26 protein-coding genes and 1 other annotated feature (1 of these 27 only partly in view) are annotated in these 21,723 nt (G+C 37.7%); of the genes, 21 read left to right on the top strand and 5 right to left on the bottom strand.

Annotation, left to right across the window (positions count from 1 at the left end):
• Positions 1–31 precede the first annotated feature (31 nt).
• The 13 genes from QH639_RS05825 (at position 32) to QH639_RS05765 (ending at position 11,121) form a co-directional block, all read left to right on the top strand.
• A complete protein-coding gene (locus QH639_RS05825) occupies positions 32–601 on the top strand; it encodes a nucleotidyltransferase family protein (protein ID WP_281115791.1) in 570 nt (189 codons plus the stop codon).
• A gap of 21 nt (positions 602–622) precedes the next feature.
• Complete coding sequence (locus QH639_RS05820) at positions 623–1,087, top strand: DinB family protein (protein WP_103118936.1); 465 nt, start codon at positions 623–625, stop codon at positions 1,085–1,087.
• 10 nt (positions 1,088–1,097) lie between these two features.
• Complete coding sequence (locus QH639_RS05815) at positions 1,098–1,928, top strand: helix-turn-helix domain-containing protein (RefSeq protein ID WP_281115790.1); 831 nt, start codon at positions 1,098–1,100, stop codon at positions 1,926–1,928.
• 204 nt (positions 1,929–2,132) lie between these two features.
• Positions 2,133–3,116, top strand: a complete 984-nt coding sequence (locus QH639_RS05810; protein WP_009370609.1) for an ABC transporter substrate-binding protein — start codon at positions 2,133–2,135, stop codon at positions 3,114–3,116.
• 155 nt (positions 3,117–3,271) lie between these two features.
• Positions 3,272–4,279, top strand: coding sequence for a FecCD family ABC transporter permease (locus QH639_RS05805; protein WP_009370610.1), 1,008 nt, complete (start codon positions 3,272–3,274; stop codon positions 4,277–4,279).
• Positions 4,280–4,307: 28 nt separating this feature from the next.
• Positions 4,308–5,303, top strand: a complete 996-nt coding sequence (locus QH639_RS05800) for a FecCD family ABC transporter permease (protein ID WP_281116184.1) — start codon at positions 4,308–4,310, stop codon at positions 5,301–5,303.
• 29 nt (positions 5,304–5,332) lie between these two features.
• Complete coding sequence (locus tag QH639_RS05795) at positions 5,333–6,112, top strand: ABC transporter ATP-binding protein (protein ID WP_259419999.1); 780 nt, start codon at positions 5,333–5,335, stop codon at positions 6,110–6,112.
• The gene (locus tag QH639_RS05790; protein ID WP_281115789.1) at positions 6,112–6,882 is read left to right on the top strand and encodes an alpha/beta hydrolase; all 771 of its coding nucleotides are present in this window, start codon (positions 6,112–6,114) and stop codon (positions 6,880–6,882) included. The genes QH639_RS05795 and QH639_RS05790 overlap by 1 nt, the downstream gene beginning before the upstream one ends.
• Before the next feature lie 119 nt (positions 6,883–7,001).
• Positions 7,002–8,573, top strand: a complete 1,572-nt coding sequence (locus QH639_RS05785; RefSeq protein WP_281115788.1) for a BCCT family transporter — start codon at positions 7,002–7,004, stop codon at positions 8,571–8,573.
• Positions 8,574–8,706: 133 nt separating this feature from the next.
• Positions 8,707–9,144, top strand: a complete 438-nt coding sequence (locus QH639_RS05780; protein ID WP_281115787.1) for a GNAT family N-acetyltransferase — start codon at positions 8,707–8,709, stop codon at positions 9,142–9,144.
• Positions 9,141–9,785: a hypothetical protein gene (locus tag QH639_RS05775; RefSeq protein ID WP_281115786.1), complete on the top strand. Its 645-nt coding sequence runs from the start codon at positions 9,141–9,143 to the stop codon at positions 9,783–9,785. The genes QH639_RS05780 and QH639_RS05775 overlap by 4 nt, the downstream gene beginning before the upstream one ends.
• A 72-nt stretch (positions 9,786–9,857) precedes the next feature.
• A complete protein-coding gene (locus tag QH639_RS05770) occupies positions 9,858–10,337 on the top strand; it encodes a DUF4871 domain-containing protein (protein ID WP_259419947.1) in 480 nt (159 codons plus the stop codon).
• A gap of 271 nt (positions 10,338–10,608) precedes the next feature.
• Positions 10,609–11,121 carry a YfiT family bacillithiol transferase gene (locus QH639_RS05765; RefSeq protein ID WP_259419946.1) on the top strand — a complete coding sequence of 171 codons (513 nt, stop codon included), beginning with the start codon at positions 10,609–10,611 and terminating at the stop codon, positions 11,119–11,121.
• 79 nt (positions 11,122–11,200) lie between these two features.
• Here QH639_RS05765 and QH639_RS05760 read toward each other — a convergent pair whose 3' ends face one another.
• Both QH639_RS05760 and QH639_RS05755 read right to left on the bottom strand, forming a co-directional pair.
• Positions 11,201–11,818 carry an exosporium glycoprotein BclB-related protein gene (locus QH639_RS05760; protein WP_259419945.1) on the bottom strand — a complete coding sequence of 206 codons (618 nt, stop codon included), beginning with the start codon at positions 11,816–11,818 and terminating at the stop codon, positions 11,201–11,203.
• Positions 11,819–11,978: 160 nt separating this feature from the next.
• Entirely contained in the window at positions 11,979–13,163 is a 1,185-nt protein-coding gene (locus tag QH639_RS05755) for a hypothetical protein (RefSeq protein WP_281115785.1), read from the bottom strand.
• A 235-nt stretch (positions 13,164–13,398) separates the two neighbouring features.
• On the opposite strand from QH639_RS05755, the gene QH639_RS05750 reads away from it, so the two are divergent.
• The 4 genes from QH639_RS05750 to QH639_RS05735 all read left to right on the top strand — a co-directional run bounded on the left by QH639_RS05750 (position 13,399) and on the right by QH639_RS05735 (position 15,727).
• A complete protein-coding gene (locus tag QH639_RS05750) occupies positions 13,399–14,049 on the top strand; it encodes a BMQ_0737 family morphogenetic spore coat protein (RefSeq protein ID WP_004231775.1) in 651 nt (216 codons plus the stop codon).
• Positions 14,050–14,133: 84 nt separating this feature from the next.
• Positions 14,134–14,706 carry a hypothetical protein gene (locus QH639_RS05745; RefSeq protein ID WP_281115784.1) on the top strand — a complete coding sequence of 191 codons (573 nt, stop codon included), beginning with the start codon at positions 14,134–14,136 and terminating at the stop codon, positions 14,704–14,706.
• Positions 14,699–14,980: a hypothetical protein gene (locus QH639_RS05740; RefSeq protein ID WP_112116799.1), complete on the top strand. Its 282-nt coding sequence runs from the start codon at positions 14,699–14,701 to the stop codon at positions 14,978–14,980. The genes QH639_RS05745 and QH639_RS05740 overlap by 8 nt, the downstream gene beginning before the upstream one ends.
• Before the next feature lie 9 nt (positions 14,981–14,989).
• The gene (locus tag QH639_RS05735; RefSeq protein WP_281115783.1) at positions 14,990–15,727 is read left to right on the top strand and encodes a hypothetical protein; all 738 of its coding nucleotides are present in this window, start codon (positions 14,990–14,992) and stop codon (positions 15,725–15,727) included.
• Positions 15,728–15,875: 148 nt separating this feature from the next.
• Here QH639_RS05735 and rpmG read toward each other — a convergent pair whose 3' ends face one another.
• Positions 15,876–16,025: a 50S ribosomal protein L33 gene (gene rpmG, locus QH639_RS05730; protein WP_004231780.1), complete on the bottom strand. Its 150-nt coding sequence runs from the start codon at positions 16,023–16,025 to the stop codon at positions 15,876–15,878.
• Between the two features lie 169 nt (positions 16,026–16,194).
• Between rpmG and QH639_RS05725 the strand changes: the two genes are divergently transcribed.
• On the top strand, positions 16,195–17,388 hold the full coding sequence (locus tag QH639_RS05725; protein WP_131520932.1) for a GTP-binding protein: 1,194 nt from the start codon (positions 16,195–16,197) through the stop codon (positions 17,386–17,388).
• A 20-nt stretch (positions 17,389–17,408) separates the two neighbouring features.
• Here the strand turns inward: QH639_RS05725 and QH639_RS05720 are convergent, their stop codons facing one another.
• Positions 17,409–17,951 carry an isoprenylcysteine carboxyl methyltransferase family protein gene (locus QH639_RS05720; RefSeq protein WP_112116796.1) on the bottom strand — a complete coding sequence of 181 codons (543 nt, stop codon included), beginning with the start codon at positions 17,949–17,951 and terminating at the stop codon, positions 17,409–17,411.
• A gap of 1 nt (position 17,952) precedes the next feature.
• Positions 17,953–19,035, bottom strand: coding sequence for a type III polyketide synthase (locus tag QH639_RS05715; RefSeq protein ID WP_281115782.1), 1,083 nt, complete (start codon positions 19,033–19,035; stop codon positions 17,953–17,955).
• A gap of 392 nt (positions 19,036–19,427) precedes the next feature.
• Between QH639_RS05715 and rsgA the strand changes: the two genes are divergently transcribed.
• From rsgA to QH639_RS05700, 3 genes are read left to right on the top strand one after another with little or no spacing between them, the layout of a single operon-like run.
• Positions 19,428–20,498: a ribosome small subunit-dependent GTPase A gene (rsgA, locus tag QH639_RS05710; protein WP_004231826.1), complete on the top strand. Its 1,071-nt coding sequence runs from the start codon at positions 19,428–19,430 to the stop codon at positions 20,496–20,498.
• Positions 20,499–20,515: 17 nt separating this feature from the next.
• The gene (gene fosM / locus QH639_RS05705) at positions 20,516–20,941 is read left to right on the top strand and encodes a FosM family fosfomycin resistance protein (protein ID WP_131520930.1); all 426 of its coding nucleotides are present in this window, start codon (positions 20,516–20,518) and stop codon (positions 20,939–20,941) included.
• Positions 20,942–20,956: 15 nt separating this feature from the next.
• The gene (locus tag QH639_RS05700; protein WP_036079520.1) at positions 20,957–21,604 is read left to right on the top strand and encodes an HAD hydrolase-like protein; all 648 of its coding nucleotides are present in this window, start codon (positions 20,957–20,959) and stop codon (positions 21,602–21,604) included.
• Between the two features lie 87 nt (positions 21,605–21,691).
• Positions 21,692–21,723 (top strand) — a binding site (T-box leader); it runs 229 nt beyond the window's last position.

The raw sequence follows: 21,723 nt of genomic DNA, 5'->3' as shown, positions 1-21,723 counted from the left end.
AAATTTAATTTATATTAATGGAGGCTGACAAATGAGGTTGCTTCAAACGGAGGAAGAGCTGAAGAAGTTAATAGCATCTGATAACTGGATGATGAGCATTTTATCCACAGTAGAAACCTTGCAACTCCCAGATTGGTGGGTATGTGCAGGAGTCATTCGCTCAAAGGTATGGGATTACCTTCACAATAAGGAGGAAAGAACACCAATTGCTGATATTGATGTGATATATTTTGATAAAGAAAATTTAGCAGAAGAAGTAGAGAAGCAGTATGAGCAAGAACTGAGAAAGTTATCTCCAAACGAGCCTTGGTCCGTGAAAAATCAAGCACGAATGCATGTCCTAAATGGTAGTAAACCATATCAGTCTGCTGTTGATGGAATCTCTCATTCCCCAGAAATCCCAACGGCAATTGGAGTAAAATTATCAGATGGGGTACTAGAGATTGCAGCACCGTACGGTATTCATCTTTTAGGAGCAGGCATAGTAGAGCCAACATTGTTTTACCTAGATAATAAGTATGCCTATGCGATTTATCGTCAAAGAATACAGCAAAAACAATGGCATTTATGTTGGCCAGAATTGAAAATTCATCTTCAATAAAAAAAGAAAGAGGGGGAACAATTGCAACAAGATAAAACCTATGTCATTAAACACTATATAAAATCTTTAGATTGGATAGATAATTTACGAGGGTTATCTGAGGCACAGTGGCGTATGCCCATTGAACCTGGGAAATGGTCGGTTGCAGAGGTAATTGGGCATCTTCCTCCATGGGACAAGTTTGTGCAAAATTACCGAATTCCTTTTCTCTTTACAGATGAGCGTCTGCCGAAAGGGCCAGATGTAGCACATTTGAATACGATGGCAGCTAAGAAAAGCCGTGAACAAACAATGGAGGAAACATTGAATGATTTTATTTCCACAAGGCGTCAATTATTGCAGGACATTCAGCAATGGACAGATGAGCAATGGCAACAGTCATTTAAAATTGGGCAGTCAGAAATGACTATAATCGACTATTTTGTAGGATTAATCAATCATGATTTACATCATTTTTCACAGATTCAGAATGTTATACATGTATAGGAGTTAGCAGATGGATATCAAGTATTTAATTGATTACTTTGCACATGCTTCTGTAAAATTTACAGATGTTTTTACTAAAAAAATGGAGCCAGGTGAAGTAGATGCTGGTAGAACAACAGCTCCAGAAAAGTGTGGTTTAGTAGTGCCACTTGCAGGGAGTGCGATCTTTAGCTTTAATGGAACCCCCTATATGATGGAGCCAGGAATGATTGCCCATGCTGGCCCCCAGATGCCGATAGAAGTGAGAGCGACTGGCCATAAAGGTTGGGAGTATGCAGTTGTTCATTACAGCCTACCTACAGAAGAAATAAATCTATATCCACTAGCCGAGCAACATTTTCTAATCAATACAGGCTTTAACACACAAATTATTAGCCATGTTCAGCAATTAGTAGAAAGCTATTCCTTTCCTGGTAATATGGCTGTATTCAAGTCTAAGACATTATTTATGAATTTGTTGGAAGACATCCTTGTAGCGGCAAAAATGCAGGTTTTAGATAGTGCCAGCGAATTAATGGAACAGGCATTACAGTATATACATGAAAATTATGCACAGCAAATCTCAGTATCAAATATCTCGATGGAATTGGGCATTGAGCGTCGTCGTTTTGCTTATTTATTTGAGCAGCATACAGGTATGAATCCAAGTACATATATAACAGAATACCGTATACGACGTGCGAAAGACTTACTAGAATATGGTGGAATACCTGTAGCTGAAATTGCAGAATGTGTTGGATATGTAGATTGTTTTTATTTTAGCAGAGTATTTAAAAAGTGTACGGGTTTATCTCCCTCAGCCTATCGCAAGTTAAAAATAGAGGAAGCCAGATATATATAAATGACTGTTTCTTATAAAAAAGAAGCAGTTTTTTTTATGCTTAAATCGGCAAAAGTCCATGTCATTTTCGAAATCGTCCATTCACAATCTATTTTCACTTTGTTAGGATAGTATCCGTAAATGATAATGAGTATCAATTATATATTGACTTATATATGAAAACGATTATCATTATCAATATGAGCTCGTTAGGGGAGAATATCTATGAATAAATATTTTAAAATGTGTGCACCAGCACTATTAGCATTATCACTGGCTGCATGTGGAACAGACAAAGCAGAGGAAGCAACATCAACAGCTAATACAGCAGAGACAAGTGCAACAGAATCACAGACAGAGCAAGCTAAATCAACGCAGACCATCACGTACTTAGGCGAGCAATATGAGCTACCAGCCGAAGTAAAGAACATTGTCGCTGCCAGTCTTGAATCAATGGAAGATGCGGCAATGCTTGGTATTAAGCCAGTAGGTGTTCTAGAAGTAGGTGGAAAAGTTCCTGCCTATCTAGCAACAGATTTTGAAGGAGCAACACTTGTAGGAAATAAAATGGAGCCAAATGCAGAAGCCATTCTTAATCTGGATCCTGATGTAATTGTGGGTACTTCGAAATTCCCTGAAGAAACGGCTGAAAAGCTCAACAAAATTCAAACAATGATTCCATACTCACATATTTCAACAAATTGGAAAGAAAATTTAACATTGCTTGCACAATTAGCTGGGAAGGAAGAGGATGCAAAGAAAATCATCTCTGACTATGAAGCCAAAGTTGCTGATGCCCAAGTAAAATCCAAGGAGCAATTAGCAGATAAGCAAGTATTAATCATCCGTGTTCGTGGTGGAGTGATGTACATCTATCCAGCAGGCGTTTATTTAAACCCTGTTCTATATGAAGATTTAGGAGCACCTGTACCAGAAGTTGTTACAACAGCTAAGGCACAAGCGGAACTATCACTTGAAACATTAGCACAAGTAAATCCAGATGTGATTTTCCTGCAATTCGAGGATTCAGAGAATAAGGATACGCCAAAAGCTTTAGAGGAGCTACAAAAGAATCCAATTTTCACTAGCTTAAAGGCAACACAAAATAATCAAGTTTTCGTCAACACAATTGAGCCATTAGCACAAGGTGGTACTGCTTGGTCTAAGGTGAAATTCTTAGATGCTGCGGCTGAAAAATTATTTAAATAGTATAAACAGGCTGGTAGTAGATTTGGTGATATCACCGGGCTATTACCAGCCTTTTGTAAGATGTGGTATTTTTCATTGCAGGCAGTTGTTAAGGGTATACACTTAAGTGATTGATATTGTGTACCGCAAAATGGATAAAGAAAAAGGTGTGAAAGTTGAAAAAAACAAACATAGTGTCGTTTTCAATATTAGCGATATCTCCTTTCCTTATTGCCCTTGTGGCACTAATTTCTGTTATGTATGGGACAAAAGATATTAGTGCCATTACAGTATGGCAGTCGATGACAGCATTTGATCCATCAGATGTCGATCATCAAATTATAAGAACAGGCCGTATTCCAAGAGTTGCCGCGGTATTACTAGTTGGAGCATTTTTAGCAGTTGCCGGTGCAGTCATGCAGGGGATTACACGAAACTATTTAGCCTCGCCTTCATTAATGGGTGTCAATGATGGCTCTGCATTTGTCATTACATTAGCCATTGTTTTTTTTCCAGGGCTACCAAACTATCAAATGATTTTATTATCGATGCTTGGTTCTGCATTGGGAGCTGGTATTGTCTTTGGTTTTGGCTCGTTAATCCGCAATGGCTTATCTCCAGTAAGGCTAGCCATAATTGGAACGGTCATTGGCACATTTTTAAGTAGTATTGCTACTGCTATTGCGATGTATTTCCAAGTATCACAAACCGTAAGTGCTTGGTATAACACAAAGGTACATATGGTAAATATGGATATGCTGATTCTTTCTATTCCATTTGGTTTAACTGGGTTGATCTTGGCTTTATTATCGGCAAAAGCGATTACCATTACTTCATTAGGTGAAGATATTGCCATGGGGCTAGGACAGAAAACAAAAGCAGTACGTATTATTAGCATGCTAGCTGTCGTATGTTTGACAGGGACAGCGGTTGCACTTGTAGGGAAAATCGCCTTTGTAGGGTTAGTCATACCACATATTACACGCTTCCTTGTTGGTGTTGATTATCGCTATATTATTCCTTGTGCAGCTGTCATTGGAGCCTTTTTCTTAGCGCTTTGTGATGTCCTGAGCCGCGTTGTCAATTATCCATTTGAAACGCCAATTGGTGTCTTAACCGCATTGGTCGGTGTACCATTCTTCTTATATTTAGTTCGTAAGCACGGAGGTGAAAAACGTGCATAAAAAAACCTCAAGTGTATTCTTTTTAACCATGCTGTTGCTTGTTTTAATGATTTTAGTTGCGAGCTATTTACATATTACAAATGGTGTTTTTGATATGTCTGTAATGGATGTCATCAAAACATTGCTGCGGATCGAGTCAAATTCAAAGTTTGATCTTGTTATATTTGAATTCCGTTTACCTCGGATTGTCATTGCTGGACTTGTCGGTATTGGCTTAGGTATGGCAGGAGTTGTATTACAGGGAATTACACGCAATGGACTAGCAGATCCAGGAATATTAGGGATTAATGCTGGAGCTGGTGCAGCAGTCGTACTATTCATGTACTTCTTTCAAGTAAAGCTAGTAAGTGCAGATATGAACAGCTGGATGTCAATTTTAATGATGCCACTATTCGGTTTTATCGGTGGAACAATTGCAGCTATCCTGATTTTTTCATTTGCTTTAAAAAATGGTCATCTGGATATGCAGCGATTAATCTTAACTGGTATAGCTATCAATAGTGGATTTGGAGCTTTGTCCTTGTTCCTATCCTTAAAAATGAGTGCACAAGATTTTGAATCAGCGGCTATTTGGATGGCAGGTTCAATTTATAATGCGAATTGGATCTTTGCGCTTACGATGCTACCTTGGCTTTTGATTTTAGGAATATATGTGCATAGAAAATCATATTTACTCGATTATTTTCAGCTTGAAGAGGATAGCATCACAAGTTTAGGAATAGCTGTTGAAAAGGAGAAAATGAAGCTGTTACTAGTCAGTGTAGGTCTTGTCAGTGCTTGTGTATCTGTATCAGGGAGTATTGGCTTCATAGGTTTAATGGCCCCACACATTGCCAAGCAGCTTGTTGGTATTCAGCACCGTTATGTTATGCCAGTGAGTGCTTTAATTGGTGCAGCTCTGTTAATCCTCGCTGATTTTATTGGTAAAACCGTTTTTGCACCATCCGAACTGGCTGTAGGTATTGTCGTTTCAATTATTGGGATTCCGTATTTCTTGTATTTACTGGTGAAATCTAAGGCATAGGAGGAAATGGCGTGCAAACTGCATTTAGAATGGAAAACTTGGCTTCAGGTTATGAGCAGGTACGTGTCTTTGAAGGATTAAATTTAACGATAGAAGAGGGCAAAGTGACAACAATCATCGGTCCGAATGGTTGTGGTAAATCTACACTCCTTAAAACGATAGGACGTATTTTAAAAAAACAACAAGGTACGGTATATTTGCAGGAGCAAAATATGCAAAATTTATCGACCAAAGATATTGCCAAGAAACTAGCAATATTATCTCAAACACCGATTGCCCCTGGTCAATTGAAAGTGGAGGAGTTAATTGCGTATGGTCGCTATCCACATCGCAACAATGTTAATCGTTTAACGAATAAGGATGAGGAAATGATTGAATGGGCTTTAACGGTTACTAATACGATGGAATATCGAAATAGGGAGCTTGCCCAGCTTTCAGGTGGTCAGCGTCAGCGTGTTTGGCTAGCTATGGCCTTAGCACAAGAAACAAATATCTTGCTATTGGATGAACCTACTACTTATTTAGATATGGCGCATCAGCTAGAGGTATTGGACATTGTTAAAAGTTTAAATGAGCAGCACAGCTGCACAGTAGTGATGGTTCTACATGATATTAACCACGCGGCCAGATATTCAGACCATCTTATTGCAATGCGTAAGGGTATTATTATGCAAACTGGCACGCCACAGGAAATTTTAAGTGCTGAGGTAATGCGTAAAGTATTTAATATTGATGCACGCATTATGGAAGATCCTGTAACCAATACACCTGTATGTTATGGCTATGAAATTTTGAAGGAGGATATCTAATGAATACAACTAAAGTAGACTACATTACACAACAAATGACTTCAAAATTGACAAATTATGCGTACACGATTAACATCTATGTGCCAGAGGAGGAAGCACCACAAGATGGCTTTCCAGTTTTGTATGTACTTGATGGCTCATCCTATTTTAACCTTGTAAAGGAAGCGGTGCGTCTACAAAGTCGTAATGCACCAAAAACAGGTATCCTTCCAGCTATTGTTATTGGAATTGGTCATGGCGACGATATGCGTGAAAGAAGATTTTATGATTTTACAGCACCTGCGGAGTCTTATATTTATCCAGCAAGATTTAAAGGAAAAGGTCATGAGAAGCTTGGAGGAGCAGTGGATTTTAGTGGCTTTATAGAAGAAGAGCTAAAGCCGATGATTGAGGCACAATATCCAGTAAATCAAGCACAGCAAGCTTTATTTGGTCATTCCCTAGGAGGTTACTTTGCACTGTGGGAACTATTTCACCACCAATCCAGCTTCCAGCGCTATCTAGCTATTAGCCCATCCATTTGGTGGAATGAGCATGAATTAGTGCAGTGTGCTTCAGTATTTCTGAACGAGCATCAAGACATGAATGAAACTTTGTTTTTGAGCGCTGGTGAACTTGAAACCTTTATGGTGGATGATGCGCGCCAAATGGCGACAGTATTAGAAAAAATAATGAATGTTGAATTTTATGAGGCTTTAAACGAAAATCATGCTTCGATCGTACCCACTGTTATGAGTAGAGCCATACGTTTTATGCATAAATCACATTAATAGTAGACCGCATTGTCTTTTGATAATGCGGTTTCTTTTTTATTTATTAATAAAATTAACGAATGATACGCATAATAAAGGAAATTTGGTCATCTGTCTGGGATAAATGGAGGCACTGTATGCAAAATAAAATTTTAAAAAACCCAGTATTTCTGATTTCTAGTGGTGTAATATTTCTTTTGGTCATTATTGGAGCAACGATACCAGAAAAATTTAAGAACGTAGCAAACAGCGTATTTCATATGACTACGGATTATTTCGGCTGGTTTTATTTATTGACAGTCTTTATTATCGTTCTTTTTTTATTCGGACTGGCAATTAGCAAATATGGCACTATTCGTTTAGGGACAGAAGATAGTCGACCTGAATTTAGCTTTCTAACATGGATTTCCATGCTTTTTTCCGCAGGACTTGGCGTAGGCTTGGTCTTTTGGGGAGTAGCTGAGCCAATGAGTCATTACTTTTCACCTCCATTCAGTGACACAAAGCCTCTATCAACGGATGCAGCCAGACTTGCGATGGGATATTCATTCTTTCATTGGGGATTAAGCCAGTGGTCTGTTTATGCCATATTGGGCCTTGTTATGGCCTTTGTACAATTCAATAAAAAAAGAAATATGCTCATCTCCACTGCTTTAGAGCCTGTCACTGGAACAAATCGAGTCGTTAAAGGAACGATCGATATTCTCGCAGTAATTGCTACCGTCATGGGGGTAGCAACGTCTATAGGGCTAGGCGTATTACAAACAAATGGAGGTTTGACATTTGTCTTTGGTTTGCCAGATACATTTATCTTGCAAGTGGCCATTATTCTTATCATGTTTATTGGCTATATGTTATCAGCCACAACAGGTCTACAAAAAGGGATGAAGATTCTGAGTAATGTCAATATGACTTTAGCAATCGTCTTACTCTTATTTGTTTTTATTACAGGCCCAACAATCTTTATACTTGAAACCTTTACATTAGCTATTGGTGATTATATTTCAAATTTTATTCAATATAGTTTAAGGATGCAGCCATATGTTGGTGGAACTTGGGTGAAGGATTGGACAATCTTTTACTGGGCATGGGCGATTGCTTGGTCACCATTTGTAGGCTCCTTTATAGCTCGTGTATCCAAAGGCAGGACTATACGAGAATTTATTATAGGTGTATTAATTATTCCGCCCCTCATTGCCTGCTTTTGGATCGCGACCTTTGGAGGAACTGCGATGTGGTTTGATTTACATCAAGATGCACAAATCGCTCAATCTGTTCATAATGATGTAACGGTTGCTCTTTTCCAGCTTTTTGAACACTTACCACTTTCAATGATTGCATCCACAATTGGAATACTTTTAATCATAATATTTTTAATTACCTCTGCTGATTCCGCCACCTTTATTATGGCAAGTATGACGACAAAAGGATCTTTAAATCCCACCATTTTATCAAAGTTTGTATGGGGTGTTTTGATGGCAGCTATTTCAGGTGTTTTATTGTATACAGGAGGTCTAGAAGCATTACAAACGGCCTCGTTAATCGCTGCATTACCCTTTACAGTGGTGTTACTTTTATTAATGATTTCTTATATTAAGATGATGAAGGAAGAGATTATTCCTCTTAAGAAAAAGGATATCCAACGTTTGAAAATAGCGAGAAAGCATATTGAAAAGGAAGCAAAAGTGAAAGACAAACATACTAAGTAGTAGGCCGTATTCGAAATAATACGGTTTCTTTTTGTTTTAACATGCACTATTATGAATAAAAAACGATAAGAGGTGCTTTAGGATTGAAATTGTTTTAGCACAAAGCAAGGATGCCCCAGTTATACATCAGGTGATGCTACAGGCGTTTCAAGAATATGAAAAAGCTACTCCACCATCCAGTGCACTAAGTGAAACGGTGGATTTTATTGAGCAGGCAATGCAGCAAAGTGAACAAGCGTTTATTGGCTATATCAATAAACAGTCAGTTGCCATGGTAAGGTTTACCCTCAGTACAAAGGGAATTTATTTTTTTAGACTTTCAGTGATCCCAGAAAGACAGGGACAAGGTTTAGCTAAAACACTAATTTCTTGGCTTGAACAATATGCACTATCGAAGGGAATAACAATTAGTCAGTGCAAAGTACGTATGAGTGTTCCACGTAATATTGAGTTATATCGTTCATTAGGTTATGTTGTAACGAAAGATGAAATGGTGAAGAATCGTAATGGTAACTCTCTAGTAATAGCAACAATGGAAAAGAGACTTTCCAATGAGGAGGAGTTTAATTGAGAAAAAAGGTCGGCTGCTTGCATGCTCATTATTCCAATATAGAATACATTGAGCAGGCCTTTCAAAGCGCAGAAGACATAGAGATACTCCATTTTGTAGACCCTGGCGTAATACAGCACGTGTCTAAAGGTAGTGATGGTTTAGCACGTAAAGTTAAGGAGCAAATTGAATGGATAATTAGTTGTGATGTGGATGCCATTTTAATAACGTGTACAAATTATATTGCTTTATTAGAGGATGAAACTTTGCTCGATTCCTCGATCCCTATTATCAAGATAGATGAGCCCTATTTTGAAAGTATATGTAAGCAACAGCCTCAATTTATTCTTTTTACAAATCCTGCAACTGTCGAAGGAACGATGGCAAGACTTCACCAATATGCTAAGCATCAAGGAGTATTAGTAGATGTAGAGGGAAAAATTATTGAGCATACATTTAATCTCATTATGCAGGGGAAAAAGGAAGCCTATGATGATGCTATTTTAAGGGCTTTACATACTTTGTCAGCTGAAGAAAAATCCATATCAGTTGCCCAGCTATCGATGGTGGATGCAGCGCAACGATTTGAAGATCACACGGCAATTACAATTCTCCATCCATTAAAGTCATTAGTTGATATTGTAAAGAGTAAGATAAAATGATAGTTTCATAATTTACAGAATTATCTGTAACAATCTGGTTAAAACAAACGTTTCATAAGAAAGGGGGATGTTATGAAACGAGTTGTATTTGTATGTATATTGCTATTATTTTTAGTGGGTTGTACAGACAAAGCAAATGTTACAATGCCAGAGGATCTACCTGATTTTGTGCAAGAAAGTGATATTGCATCAGTTGATTGGAATCAAAAGGCACAGGAATTTGGTGAAAGAGGCATTATTGGTAATGCTGATAAGTCGGGTGTCATTGGTGCAGATATGCCAAGTTTAAGCACACAAAAATGGATGTGGCATCTATGGGGAATAGATGAAGTACGAGATACAGAATTAACGGTTATTGGATACCATAGAGACTCTAAAGTCATACAACCGATTTTAGTGAATGGTTGGAGCATAGGTCTCGGAGGACCTGTTAATGGAGCAGATGCTCATACACCTTCTCATGTGAAAGTTCCTAAGCCTGGTGAATGGGCTATTCTACTGTATACAAATGAAAAATACTTTGATACGTTGATATACGATATCCAGGAATAATAGTAAACCCTTATTTTGTAATTATTTATACTTATAAAATAAGGGTTTTTGATGTTTGTATATGTATTGGGAAAGGAGGTGTATGGTGTGCGCGTGTAAGCTTGCATTGTGTATTGCTTTCATATTTCTGAAATGTACAAGATGCTGAAGACGCCATTTCAGAAAGTATATGTAAATACGAAAAGCTATTGAACATAGATAATTACAGTGCATGGTTGTAGCAAGAAAAATATTAAATTGGTAATATAAAAAATAAACGGAGGTCAGCAATATGAAAGATTTACGTTATCCCATTGGACAATTCCAATTTCCCAAAGAAATGAATTCACAGCAAGTACTAGAGTGGATTAATGAAATTCGTTTGTTACCAAAACAACTTGCAGAGGTATTAAGTGGTGCAAGCGAGCAAGACTTAGTAAAATCTTACCGTGAAAATGGCTGGACTGTGACACAGCTAGTCCATCATATTGCTGATAGTCATATGAATAGCTATATTCGTTTTAAGCTAGCGTTAACAGAGGATGTACCAACCATTAAGCCATACAATGAGGCAGAATGGGCACAGCTTCCAGATTCTGAAATGCCAGTAGCAATATCTTTTAATTTGATTGAAAGCTTACATGAACGTTGGGTTTATTTACTGTCAAGCTTATCGGAGGAACAATTACAAAGAGCCTTTAATCATCCTGATTCAGGCCTGACGACTCTTGAGCATGCAATTGGCCTTTATGCATGGCATGGCAAGCATCATTTGGCACATATTCAGAATGCTTTGGTTAAATAAATATGGATGTTTTATGAAAAAACAAGTGATTTCTGCTAATGAGGAAATCACTTGTTTTCATTTTTTATTTAAGTTTATTTTATACGATAGTAATACCAGCACTTGCGTTACCAGCAAGTGTAGCAGCAACTCCTGTAGTAGTCATAGAGAATACCATTAGTAAACGATCACCAGTACTCACAGGTACTGAAACGTTTGCATTACCACTTGCAATCGTACCTACTGCTAATGCTATTAGTGGTAAAGTTGGCAATAAATCAACAAATGCTGCAGTAGGGCTGAATACATTGCTTCCTTGAACTGCGCGGTAAATCTGTGCTCTGACAGTTGCTGTTCCAGTTAGAGTTAAAGCAGCCGTTGCTGAGATTGTAGCAGAAATAGATGTAATAGTACCTGGACGTGGAACCGTAAATGCTTCTGTAGCAGCAGAAGTTGTTAAATCAATATTAACGCCAGCAAGAGTAATCCCTGGAACTGCTGTACCAAAACCTACAAGACTTACAGTTGCAATTAAACCAGTAGCAGCAGCTACTAAGGCAACAGGAGTTATTCCTGATGAGAATGGGATAATAGAACCAGTAGCTACTGGTGGAGTAATACATGCAGCGTCAATTGCAACAAAAGGTCCCAGTGCAGTACACTCCCCGTTACCATGACCGTTACCTGAACAGCCACACATTGAGTTATTCAAACACATTTTTACACCCCCTTTCTTCATTATTCTATTCATTTCAGATTAGGGGTTAAGGGCAATTATCTATTTCACCTATAAATTCCATGAATTCTTAATGACAGCTCTTATTTGACACATAAAGAAATCCACTATGTATGTTTTGACATAGTGGATGTTTAAGATGTTAACTCCATCTTTTAAAGAAATCGAAAAATGAGTTTTTTCCCTTTTTATGTTCTTCCTCAATCGGCTTGTTTACAGATTCAAGTTGCATGATCTCTTCTTCAAAGGACGGATGAACCTCATAGGTTGCATCAGCATGATACACTTCAATATATTCTTCTGTTTCTAATGAAGGAGAATGATCTATAGCTGCAGGTTCTGCTACTGTTTCTGCAATGATTTGCTTGAGAGGCTCACTAGCTATTGCTTCAATGTCTTGACTAACAGGTTCGCTAGGTTGCTCCAAGAGAACTTGTTCTATCGATTCATTCGTTACAATGGGATTCTCAAGATTGTTATGTTCATTCTCAGTTTTTACAGCCTCCATAGGATTATTGAATGTTTCAGTTTTAGCGCTATTTTCATTAACTATAGAAGATTGTAAAGTATCATTCTCGATGTTTTCTTCTCTTGAAGCAGGCTGTACGGCAGATGGATCATAAACACTTACTGGAACTTCCTTTGCATCCATAGCATTTTTAAAATGGAAGGTGGATTCAACTGTCGTGTTTCTGTATAAACCATTGTATATTTGGCTGGGGTGCGTATTGATTGATTGGAAATATTGCTGATTAAAATGCCGTTCTTCAGGTTTAGTTTCCGGTAGACCATTCTGAGGAGAGGGACCCCCGATATTTACATTTGGTTGGTGGTTTTTGGCTTTACCTGCCACACTTTGTAGTAGTCTATAAGAAGGTTGTGCTGATGTAATTGTAGTTTGATCTACTGTCTGTGTCATTCTAGGTTGTCTAGGTAAAAGATTCGAATAAGTTTGTGCAGGCATGTCAATGGAGGGAGGTACGGTTTTTGTTTCATTTCCTTTAATTGGCAATAGCTTATTTAAAATTGATAAAATCTCTTGGTTCATTCCTTCAATGGTTTGATTCAAAGACTCAAGCTGTGTTGAAAGAACCTTGATTTGATCGTCGTATCCTTTTATATATGAATTTTGTTTAGTATCCAATGTCTCTGTAATCCCTTCTAAATGGGCCATCTGTGTTTTTAGTCCATCAAACTCCTGCTTCATATAAAGGAAATCTTCAATTGACTTCCCCATTTTTAACGAGGTTAATGATTCTCTATAAGATTCAATTTTTTGCTTTAAATTTTCAATTTCTTGAGTGGTATACAATTTTGACTCTTCCATTGTAGTTCACCCCTTTCAGTCCATTATTAGTTTATTAAAAATATTGACTTTCTGTTACAAATATAACGGTTCTTTCAACATTTTGATTCGTATCGTTAATGAGAGAAGTGTATGAAAACAAATCTTAATTGATTTTAATAAATATCCAATGTAACTATTTGTTAGCCCATGCACTTATAGCTGAAAAACATATGCTACAAACGAAAGATAAAAATTTTATGGAGGTGTCAAAAGGATGCAAGAGCATATGCCATCCCAGGCGCAGGAACTAATCTGTATAAATGTTGATAAGGTATACGACTGGATTGTAAAAGAAATGTCGTTTGATATTTCACCTACTGGACCAATTACATTCCCAGGTGTTACAGCAACTACTGACTTAACAGGTGCTATTGTTACTTGTCGAGTAATTCCAGCAACTACAAATCCAATTGTGATTCTGAACCGTGAGAATCGCCAGTTCTCTATTGATGGATCAACTGTTTGTCTGCAACATCTAAATGTTCAAAAGAACTTCATTCTAACAATTGTCGTTACTTTACCTAATGGTACTGTTTTCACAAGCAATAATATTCCAGTTTCTCGCTGTGAGCAAGTGACATTATGTGCACCTAAGGGAACAGACGTTGAAATATTATACACAGATTTAGATTGCTTCGTTTGTACAACTGGAACACTTAGTGTTGGAACAGGTGCTGCAGCAGGTACAATCACGTTCTCTGCGTTGACAATTACTGTTGCTGTTTGTCAAAGTATTCAATCTACATTCCCAGTTACTGTGGAATTTTTAGCAACTTTCTGCGAACCAAGAGCAGACTTACCATTCTCATGTCCAACTGCGGTTCGTCCACAACAATGCCCAGTTATTTTCCCAACTGTTGGTTAATTGTGATAACAAAAAGAAGAAAGTCATACTATGAAGAGAGGGTAATCCTCTCTTTTTTTAATGGAAATAACAAGGAGGTTTAAAGTGGCAGATCGTATTGAAGACAAGATACAGGCACTAAAAGAACAAACAAATGCCTATGTTCATGATATTAAAAGGTTGGTTGAGGAATTGGCAATTCCGAATAGGATTAACCTCATTAGTTATTTTACAACTGCATTTAATATTTCTTATGATCCTGAGCAAGAGAGTTTATGTTTAGGCTCCTATCATATTCGTAATATGGGTAGTGCAGCCGTCACGAACCCATCTTTGTGTATAACAATACCCAAGGAGTCACCGTTTTACTTTTCAGGGAGATATGTTCATGAAAATTTCACTCCAAATTTTAAAACACAGGGGCAGAGTCAGTGGGAGCGTTTTAATGACAAATCAAGCAAAGAGGAGTATTGGCTGAGACCAGTTGGTAAGTCAACAATCGAACCGAATGAAACCATTTCATTTACCAATTTTCAAATAAAATGGTCCCACAATTTATCATATTCAGGAACGATTATGGGTTTTACATATTGCGATCAGCTCACAGAAGGTGTTGTTGTTTTAAATCCAATTAATCTAAATGGAATGGGCCAAACACAGGAGGAAGACAATGGGTGACAACGAAAAACAAGAGTTTGGTAGTGTAATTCAACAATTAGTGAAGGAACAGTTAAGTCGTCGTAATGAACAAGATAATAGCTTTGCTTTTCTTGAAAAAAGTACATTACAGTTATTAATGGCCTATCTTGTTTCAGGTGAAAAGAGTCATGTTGAACAAATAGAGAATTCAAAGTTAGAAGAAAAATGGATGAAGCAGCTGGATGATTTACTAGAGGAAAGTAGAGAGCAGCTTGAAGAGGTGGTCGATTTACTAAAAAGATATTCAGGCTAGGGGGGTGTGATGATGGACAATGATATTGTGAAAAACAATGATCCAATACAGCTCCAACAAATGATTATTTTTTTAAGGGCCGAGTTAGCCAAGTACAAAAATGAAGTAAAAAGACTTAGAGATAGTGATTATTATGCTTTGGTTCTTCGACTTGAACGAGAAAATGTTCAATTAACAAGGCATAAAAAAGAACTTTCGATGGAGCTCCTAAAGCTGAAAAGAGACTTTGATAAAGAATTGCAAGCTTACGATGAAGAAATTCAGAAGAGAGAAGCGCAAAGAAAAAAGCAAATTGCATCCATTGAGGCATTATTAAAGGAATTGGCAGAATTGCGGGCTGAAAAAAAGTCATTGATGGACAAAATTCAAGCATCGAAGGAGGCTTCGATCGATTCAAATGAAAGGTCTATTATGGAAGGCATAGATAAAAAGTTAAGTGACTATACAACCATAGCAAGTAAACAAATGGAGAATATTTTAGAGACACTAGAAAAATACCATAGAGAGAAAGTAGAATCGGACAGCCTTCATCGACATTTACTAAGTGAGTTAGAGACGAAAAATCTAGATATTGAGCGATTATCCAATGAAATAGTTGCATTAAAGAAACAATCGAAGGATGGTAGCCCATCAATGACACAAGGAGTTAATATTGATGAACAAATAGATTTTAGATTACGCATGCTCGATGAATTAGATGAGAAATTGAATGAATTAGCGTTAGAAATCAATAGTGAGCAGCTTTAGCTATAAAATTTCATCATGACTGTTTCAAAGTGTACCCTTGAAACAGTCATTTTTTTGATTCGAATAAGAAGCTTTTAAGAAGGTTCAACCCCTCACAAAGAAGAGGAGGGTGCTCCAAAGCATCTCATCTTGACCCCCTATTCCAATATTACTTTGTTTCTCTATGCAGGGTTACGCGTTTCAGGCGAGGGGAGTACTTTTTAAGCTCCAATCTTTCGGGATTATTGCGTTTATTTTTAGTAGTAATATAGTTTTTATCACCTGTTTCAGTACAGGCTAATGTTACTTGTACACGCATTGAAGGACCTCCTTTTAAATAGTAATTATTACGATTTAAACAATATATTTCTCACTGGATATTGTCAAGTTTAATTTCACTAGTAATAAAAAGCTTTGCATTTTCCAAAATAATATGATTTAATTACAAATTGTAAATAGTAATGATTACGATTTGAGGAGTTGTAAGAATGACAAAGAAAATTCCTGTTACAGTATTGAGTGGATATTTAGGTTCTGGTAAGACAACAATGATGAATCATGTATTGCAAAACAAAAAGGATTTACGTGTCGCTGTTATTGTGAATGATATGAGTGAAATTAATATTGATGCGGAGCTTATCGCAAATGGTAGCGGTATATCACGTACAGAAGAGAAATTTGTGGAGCTATCGAATGGTTGTATTTGCTGTACATTACGAGAGGATCTATTGCAGGAGGTGGAACGTCTTTCGAAGCTAGGCAATATTGATTACATTTTGATTGAATCGACAGGGATTAGTGAGCCGATTCCAGTTGCACAAACATTTAGTTATTTAGACGAGGAGCTTGGCATTGATTTAACGAAGTTTTGTCGATTAGATACAATGGTTACTGTCGTAGATGCCCATCGTTTTTGGCATGATTTTCAGTCTGGGGAAAGCTTATTGGAGCGGAAGGAAGCTGTTGGTGAATTAGATGAGCGTGATGTTGCAGACCTTCTTATTGATCAAATTGAATTTTGTGATGTCCTTATTTTAAATAAGTGCGATTTAGTATCCGCAGAGGAGCTTGAGCGATTAGAACGTATTTTACGTGCATTACAGCCTGAGGCAAAAATTATACGTACAACAAATGGTGTTATTGATCCAGTTGAAATTTTAAATACGGGGCGCTTTGACTTTGAACGTGTCTCTGAATCGGCTGGTTGGTTAAAGGAGTTGGAGCTTGGTCATGAAAACCATACACCAGAGACTGAGGAGTACGGGATCTCTTCTTTTACCTATAAACGCAAAAGACCGTTTCATCCGATGCGCTTTGTTGAGTGGTGTGATCACATGCCAGATTCAATAGTACGAGCAAAGGGTATTATTTGGAGTGCAAGACATCAGGAAGTTGCGCTATTATTATCGCAAGCGGGGTCATCTGCAAAAATTGAACCAGTCTCTTATTGGGTAGCGGCACTTTCTCAAGCCCAGCAGCAGGATGTATTCCAGCAAAGCCCTGAAGTATTGGAAGATTGGGATGAAGAGTTCGGAGATCGAATGACACAACTTGTGATTATTGGCATTGATCTAGATCGAGAAGACATCACTAAACAGTTGGACAACTGTTTGTTAACAAATGAAGAGTTTCAGAACCCTTGGGAACGTCTACAAGATCCCTTTAACTGGGAATGGCAATAAAGAAGAAAAGAAGATTTCGGCTAAGACTCCGAAATCTTCTTTTGAAATACACGATTATAATTAGTAGCATCTCGTAATGCTTTTTCTTCTATAGGTATTCGGACAGAAAGCATTGTAATATTGAGTAATGTAAAACAAAATGCTGTAAAGTATGCCTGAAACATGAGTGGTAGCAAAAGGATTTCTAAACAAACTACCGCATAATTGGGATGGCGCATATATTCATATGGCCCTTTACGAACAACATGTGCGTCAGGTAAAATGAGGATCTTTGTATTCCAAAAAGTGCCTAAAGAACGAATACACCAGATTCTTAAAGCCTGCACAGCTAAAAATAATATAAAAAATAACGGAAATAAGGGCGAGATACCATTGTTGTTTGTGACGATTTCCACTATTAAAAACAGAAAAAAGCTAATATGCATGGCTACCATATAGGGGTAGTGTGAAGCACCTACTTCATAGGCTCCTTGAGAAAGCATCCACTTCTCATTGCGCTTGGCAATAACAACCTCTGTCAATCTTTGTAGAACGACAAGGATAAAAATAAAATAAAAGATCATGTTACTCCCTCCAGTTTAATAATACAGCTTCTGCACAAAAACCAGGGCCAAGAGCTACGAGCAAGCCTGTATCCTCCACTTGTCCTTCATTTAACATAAACTGCTCTAATACGTATAACACTGTCGGTGATGACATATTACCATGTCGTCTCAATATTTCCCGAGAAATGTCGGTTTTTTGGGGAGATAGATAAAGTGTATCTTCGTAAGCTTTTAATACCTTTTTTCCTCCAGGGTGCGCAATAAAATGACTCAATTGTTCGCTATACAGTCCTTGTTCCATTAAAAATTGCTCAATGAAAGGTCCGAGCCAATTGGTAATAATAGAAGGAATACTTTTTTGGAAAACGACATGAAGCCCGTTGTTTTTCACATCCCAACCCATTACATTTTCCGAATCTGGCATCCATTTAGAACCTGTAGCTAGAATATTAGGGGTTGGCCTTTTTGTTGCGATAGCTACTTCATCCCCACAAACAAGTATGCATGCTGCACCATCGGCAAAAAGGGAAGCACCAATTAAATTACTTTTAGAAAAATCATTTGGCTGAAAAGTAAGGCTACATAACTCGACACAAACGACAAGTACCTTTGCATGTGGATGGGCTTTACAAAAATCATAGGCTCTGCTTATACCAGCGGCTCCTCCTGCACAACCAAGACCCCATAGAGGAATGCGTTTAAGTCGATCTGAAAAGGGAAGCTTGTTCATAACACGTGCGTCAATGCTAGGTGTTGAAATTCCTGTACTGCTAACAAAAATGATGGCATCGATGTCCTCAGTAGGAATAGATGAGGATAAAAAAGCTGTATTAGCTAAACATGCTTGAATGACACTTACACTGTATTGTGTAGCTAACTCAATATATAAATTATTACGTTCTTCAAAGGAGTGATTCGTACGATGCCATTCAGCTGGCACACAAAAATGGCGTGTGTCGATGCCACCATTTTCAAAAACCTTTAAGTAGCGCTCTAGTTTTGGAATTTTTGCATAAAAAAGCTCTTTCGTTAGTTCCTCTGCGTTATCTTGCTGTAATGTGTAAGGTGGTTGATATGTGCTAATTGAAATGATTTTAGGCAATCCAACATCTCCTCGCATTTAATGGTTTTGTTCATTGTATGCGTGGAAGATTGGAATAAATGCTTATAATATTGTAATTGACAATTTCTGAAAATTTAGCTATATTGATAACAACTAAATGGAAAGTAGGTGATGTGACATGATGAATAGATCTGTAATTAGCGAACTGCAATCCGGTTTGTTCAATTTCACACGCCTAAAATATACAAAGTGACGCCGTGCCATAACTCGGGGTATTTGTGTATCTTTTAAACGTGCCTGTGAAACCTTGTAACTGCCGAATTGCAGCTACAAGGTTTTTTATTGTAGTTCCAAAAGGTGAATTGCGATAGGGCCTCTTGCGGATGACAACTATTTTCGCTGAGGCATCATACGTTTAGGAGGAAAATAAATTGAATTTAACAACATTAGGTTTTACAACATATTTTGAAGAGCAAATGATAGAAATGAAAAAACAGGCTAAATTAAAAAATTGTGTGCCTGCAAGGGTTACTTTAGAGCATAAGCATTCTTATCGGGTGTTAGCTGAAGAGGGAGAATGGCTTGCGACAATTGCTGGTCATTATGCGTATACATCTTTAGCGAGGGAGGACTATCCAGCAGTTGGTGATTGGGTGCTAGTGGAGAAAATGCCCGGAGAGGAACGAGCAATTATTCATCAGCTATTCCAACGAAAATCTGTATTTTCACGTAAAGTTGCAGGAACGGAAATTCAAGAACAGATTGTCGCATCAAATGTCGATATTGTGTTACTTGTTATGAGCTTGAACGCAGATTTTAATATTCGACGTTTGGAGAGATATTTAGTGGCTGCTTGGGATTCAGGGGCAAAGCCCATTATTGTCCTGACAAAAGCTGATTTATGCGAGGATGTTTCGAGCTTAGTACAAGAAGTGGAGTCTGTAGCCTTTGGTGTGGATATCTTTGTAACGAGTGCTCTATCGGGCGAAGGTCTAAAGGAAATTCAGACGCTATTCACAGAGGGGGTCACGGGGGCACTATTGGGGTCTTCTGGAGCAGGGAAATCCACATTAACAAATGCTTTATGTGGTGAGATACTAATGAAGGTAGCGGGTATACGTGAGGATGATGCCAAGGGACGACATACAACAACCCATCGAGAGCTAGTAGTATTGCCTGCTGGCGGCTGTCTAATTGATACGCCAGGGATGCGTGAGCTTCAATTGTGGGATCAAGGGGATAGTTTAGCTTCTAGCTTTCAAGATATTGAGGAACTAGCAACAGCTTGTCGTTATCGTGATTGTACACATCAAAAAGAGCCTTATTGTGCTGTCCAGCAAGCTATAGTAGATGGGGACTTGGACCAATATCGTCTACAAAGCTATTTTAAGCTGCAAAGAGAATTGGCTTATATGGAGCGCAAAACAAATACGCAAGCAAAACTTGAGGAGCAGCGCAAGTGGAAGCAAATAGCCAAGGGAATGAAAAAGGGGAAGAAATAATCAATAGGAGCACAGCCATGACAATTCAAAACATCAATCATTTATTGTTTTCAGTTTCTAATTTAGAGGAATCCATCACTTTTTATGAAAGAGTATTTGATGCCAAGTTGCTAGTAAAGGGGAACAGCACAGCCTATTTTGATGTAAATGGGCTGTGGCTAGCTCTTAATGTAGAAAAGGATATACCCCGTAATGACATCCATCATTCCTATACACACATTGCCTTCACAATCGCTGAGGATGACTTTGATAATATGTATGACAGATTGGTGCAGCTAAAGGTCAATATTTTAGCAGGTCGGCAAAGAGATGAAAAGGATAAAAAATCGATTTACTTTACAGATCCTGATGGTCATAAATTTGAATTTCATACAGGAACTTTGCAGGATCGTTTGAGTTTTTATAAGCAAGAAAAGCAGCATATGTTGTTTTTTGATAACTAATGAAGGAGAGATTTTATGAATAAAGCGTTTATTTTTGATATGGACGGAACATTATTTCAAACCAATCTTATTTTAGAGCCTGCGCTCGATGCAACATTTGATGTGCTGCGGACAAACGGCTTGTGGCAGGGAGAAACACCTATAGAAAAATATAGAGAAATAATGGGGGTTCCTTTACCTGTTGTGTGGGAAACATTATGTCCTATGCATGCTTTAGAGATACGAGAAGAGAGCAATGTATTATTCCATGTAAAGCTGATTGAGCAAATACGTGGACATAAAGGTGCTTTGTATCCAAACGCTGAACAAACCCTTGCAACATTGTCAGAGAATTATCCGTTATACATAGCGAGTAATGGACAGGTTGACTATTTACAGGCAATCGTCGAAACTTATCAGTTGGAGCGTTTTATAAAAGGAATTTATAGCATTCAAGCAATTGCAAGTGGGCATAAATCGGATCTGGTAAAAAGAGTTGTAGATGAAAATAAAATTGATTATGGAGCAGTGGTAGGAGATCGTTCTTCGGATATCCAAGCTGCACAGGACAATCAATTACTATCAATAGGTGTTCGCTTTGACTTTGCACAAGATAAGGAGTTAGAAAAAGCAGATATAGTAATTGATGATTTAACTGATTTGCTAAAGGTTACATTCGATTAACTCAAGAAAATGAATTAAAAAAAAGACGCTTTTATAACAGTCATTGCAATTCTTCACAAGAAGGCGTAAAATAATGCCAATCCTATAGAAAAAGCATTGAGAAGGAAAAGTAAATTGGA

The sequence above is a fragment of the Lysinibacillus sp. 1 U-2021 genome, from assembly GCF_029916965.1.
Classification (GTDB): Bacteria; Bacillota; Bacilli; order Bacillales_A; family Planococcaceae; genus Lysinibacillus; species Lysinibacillus capsici.
This window is presented reverse-complemented; position numbering and strand designations above follow the sequence as displayed.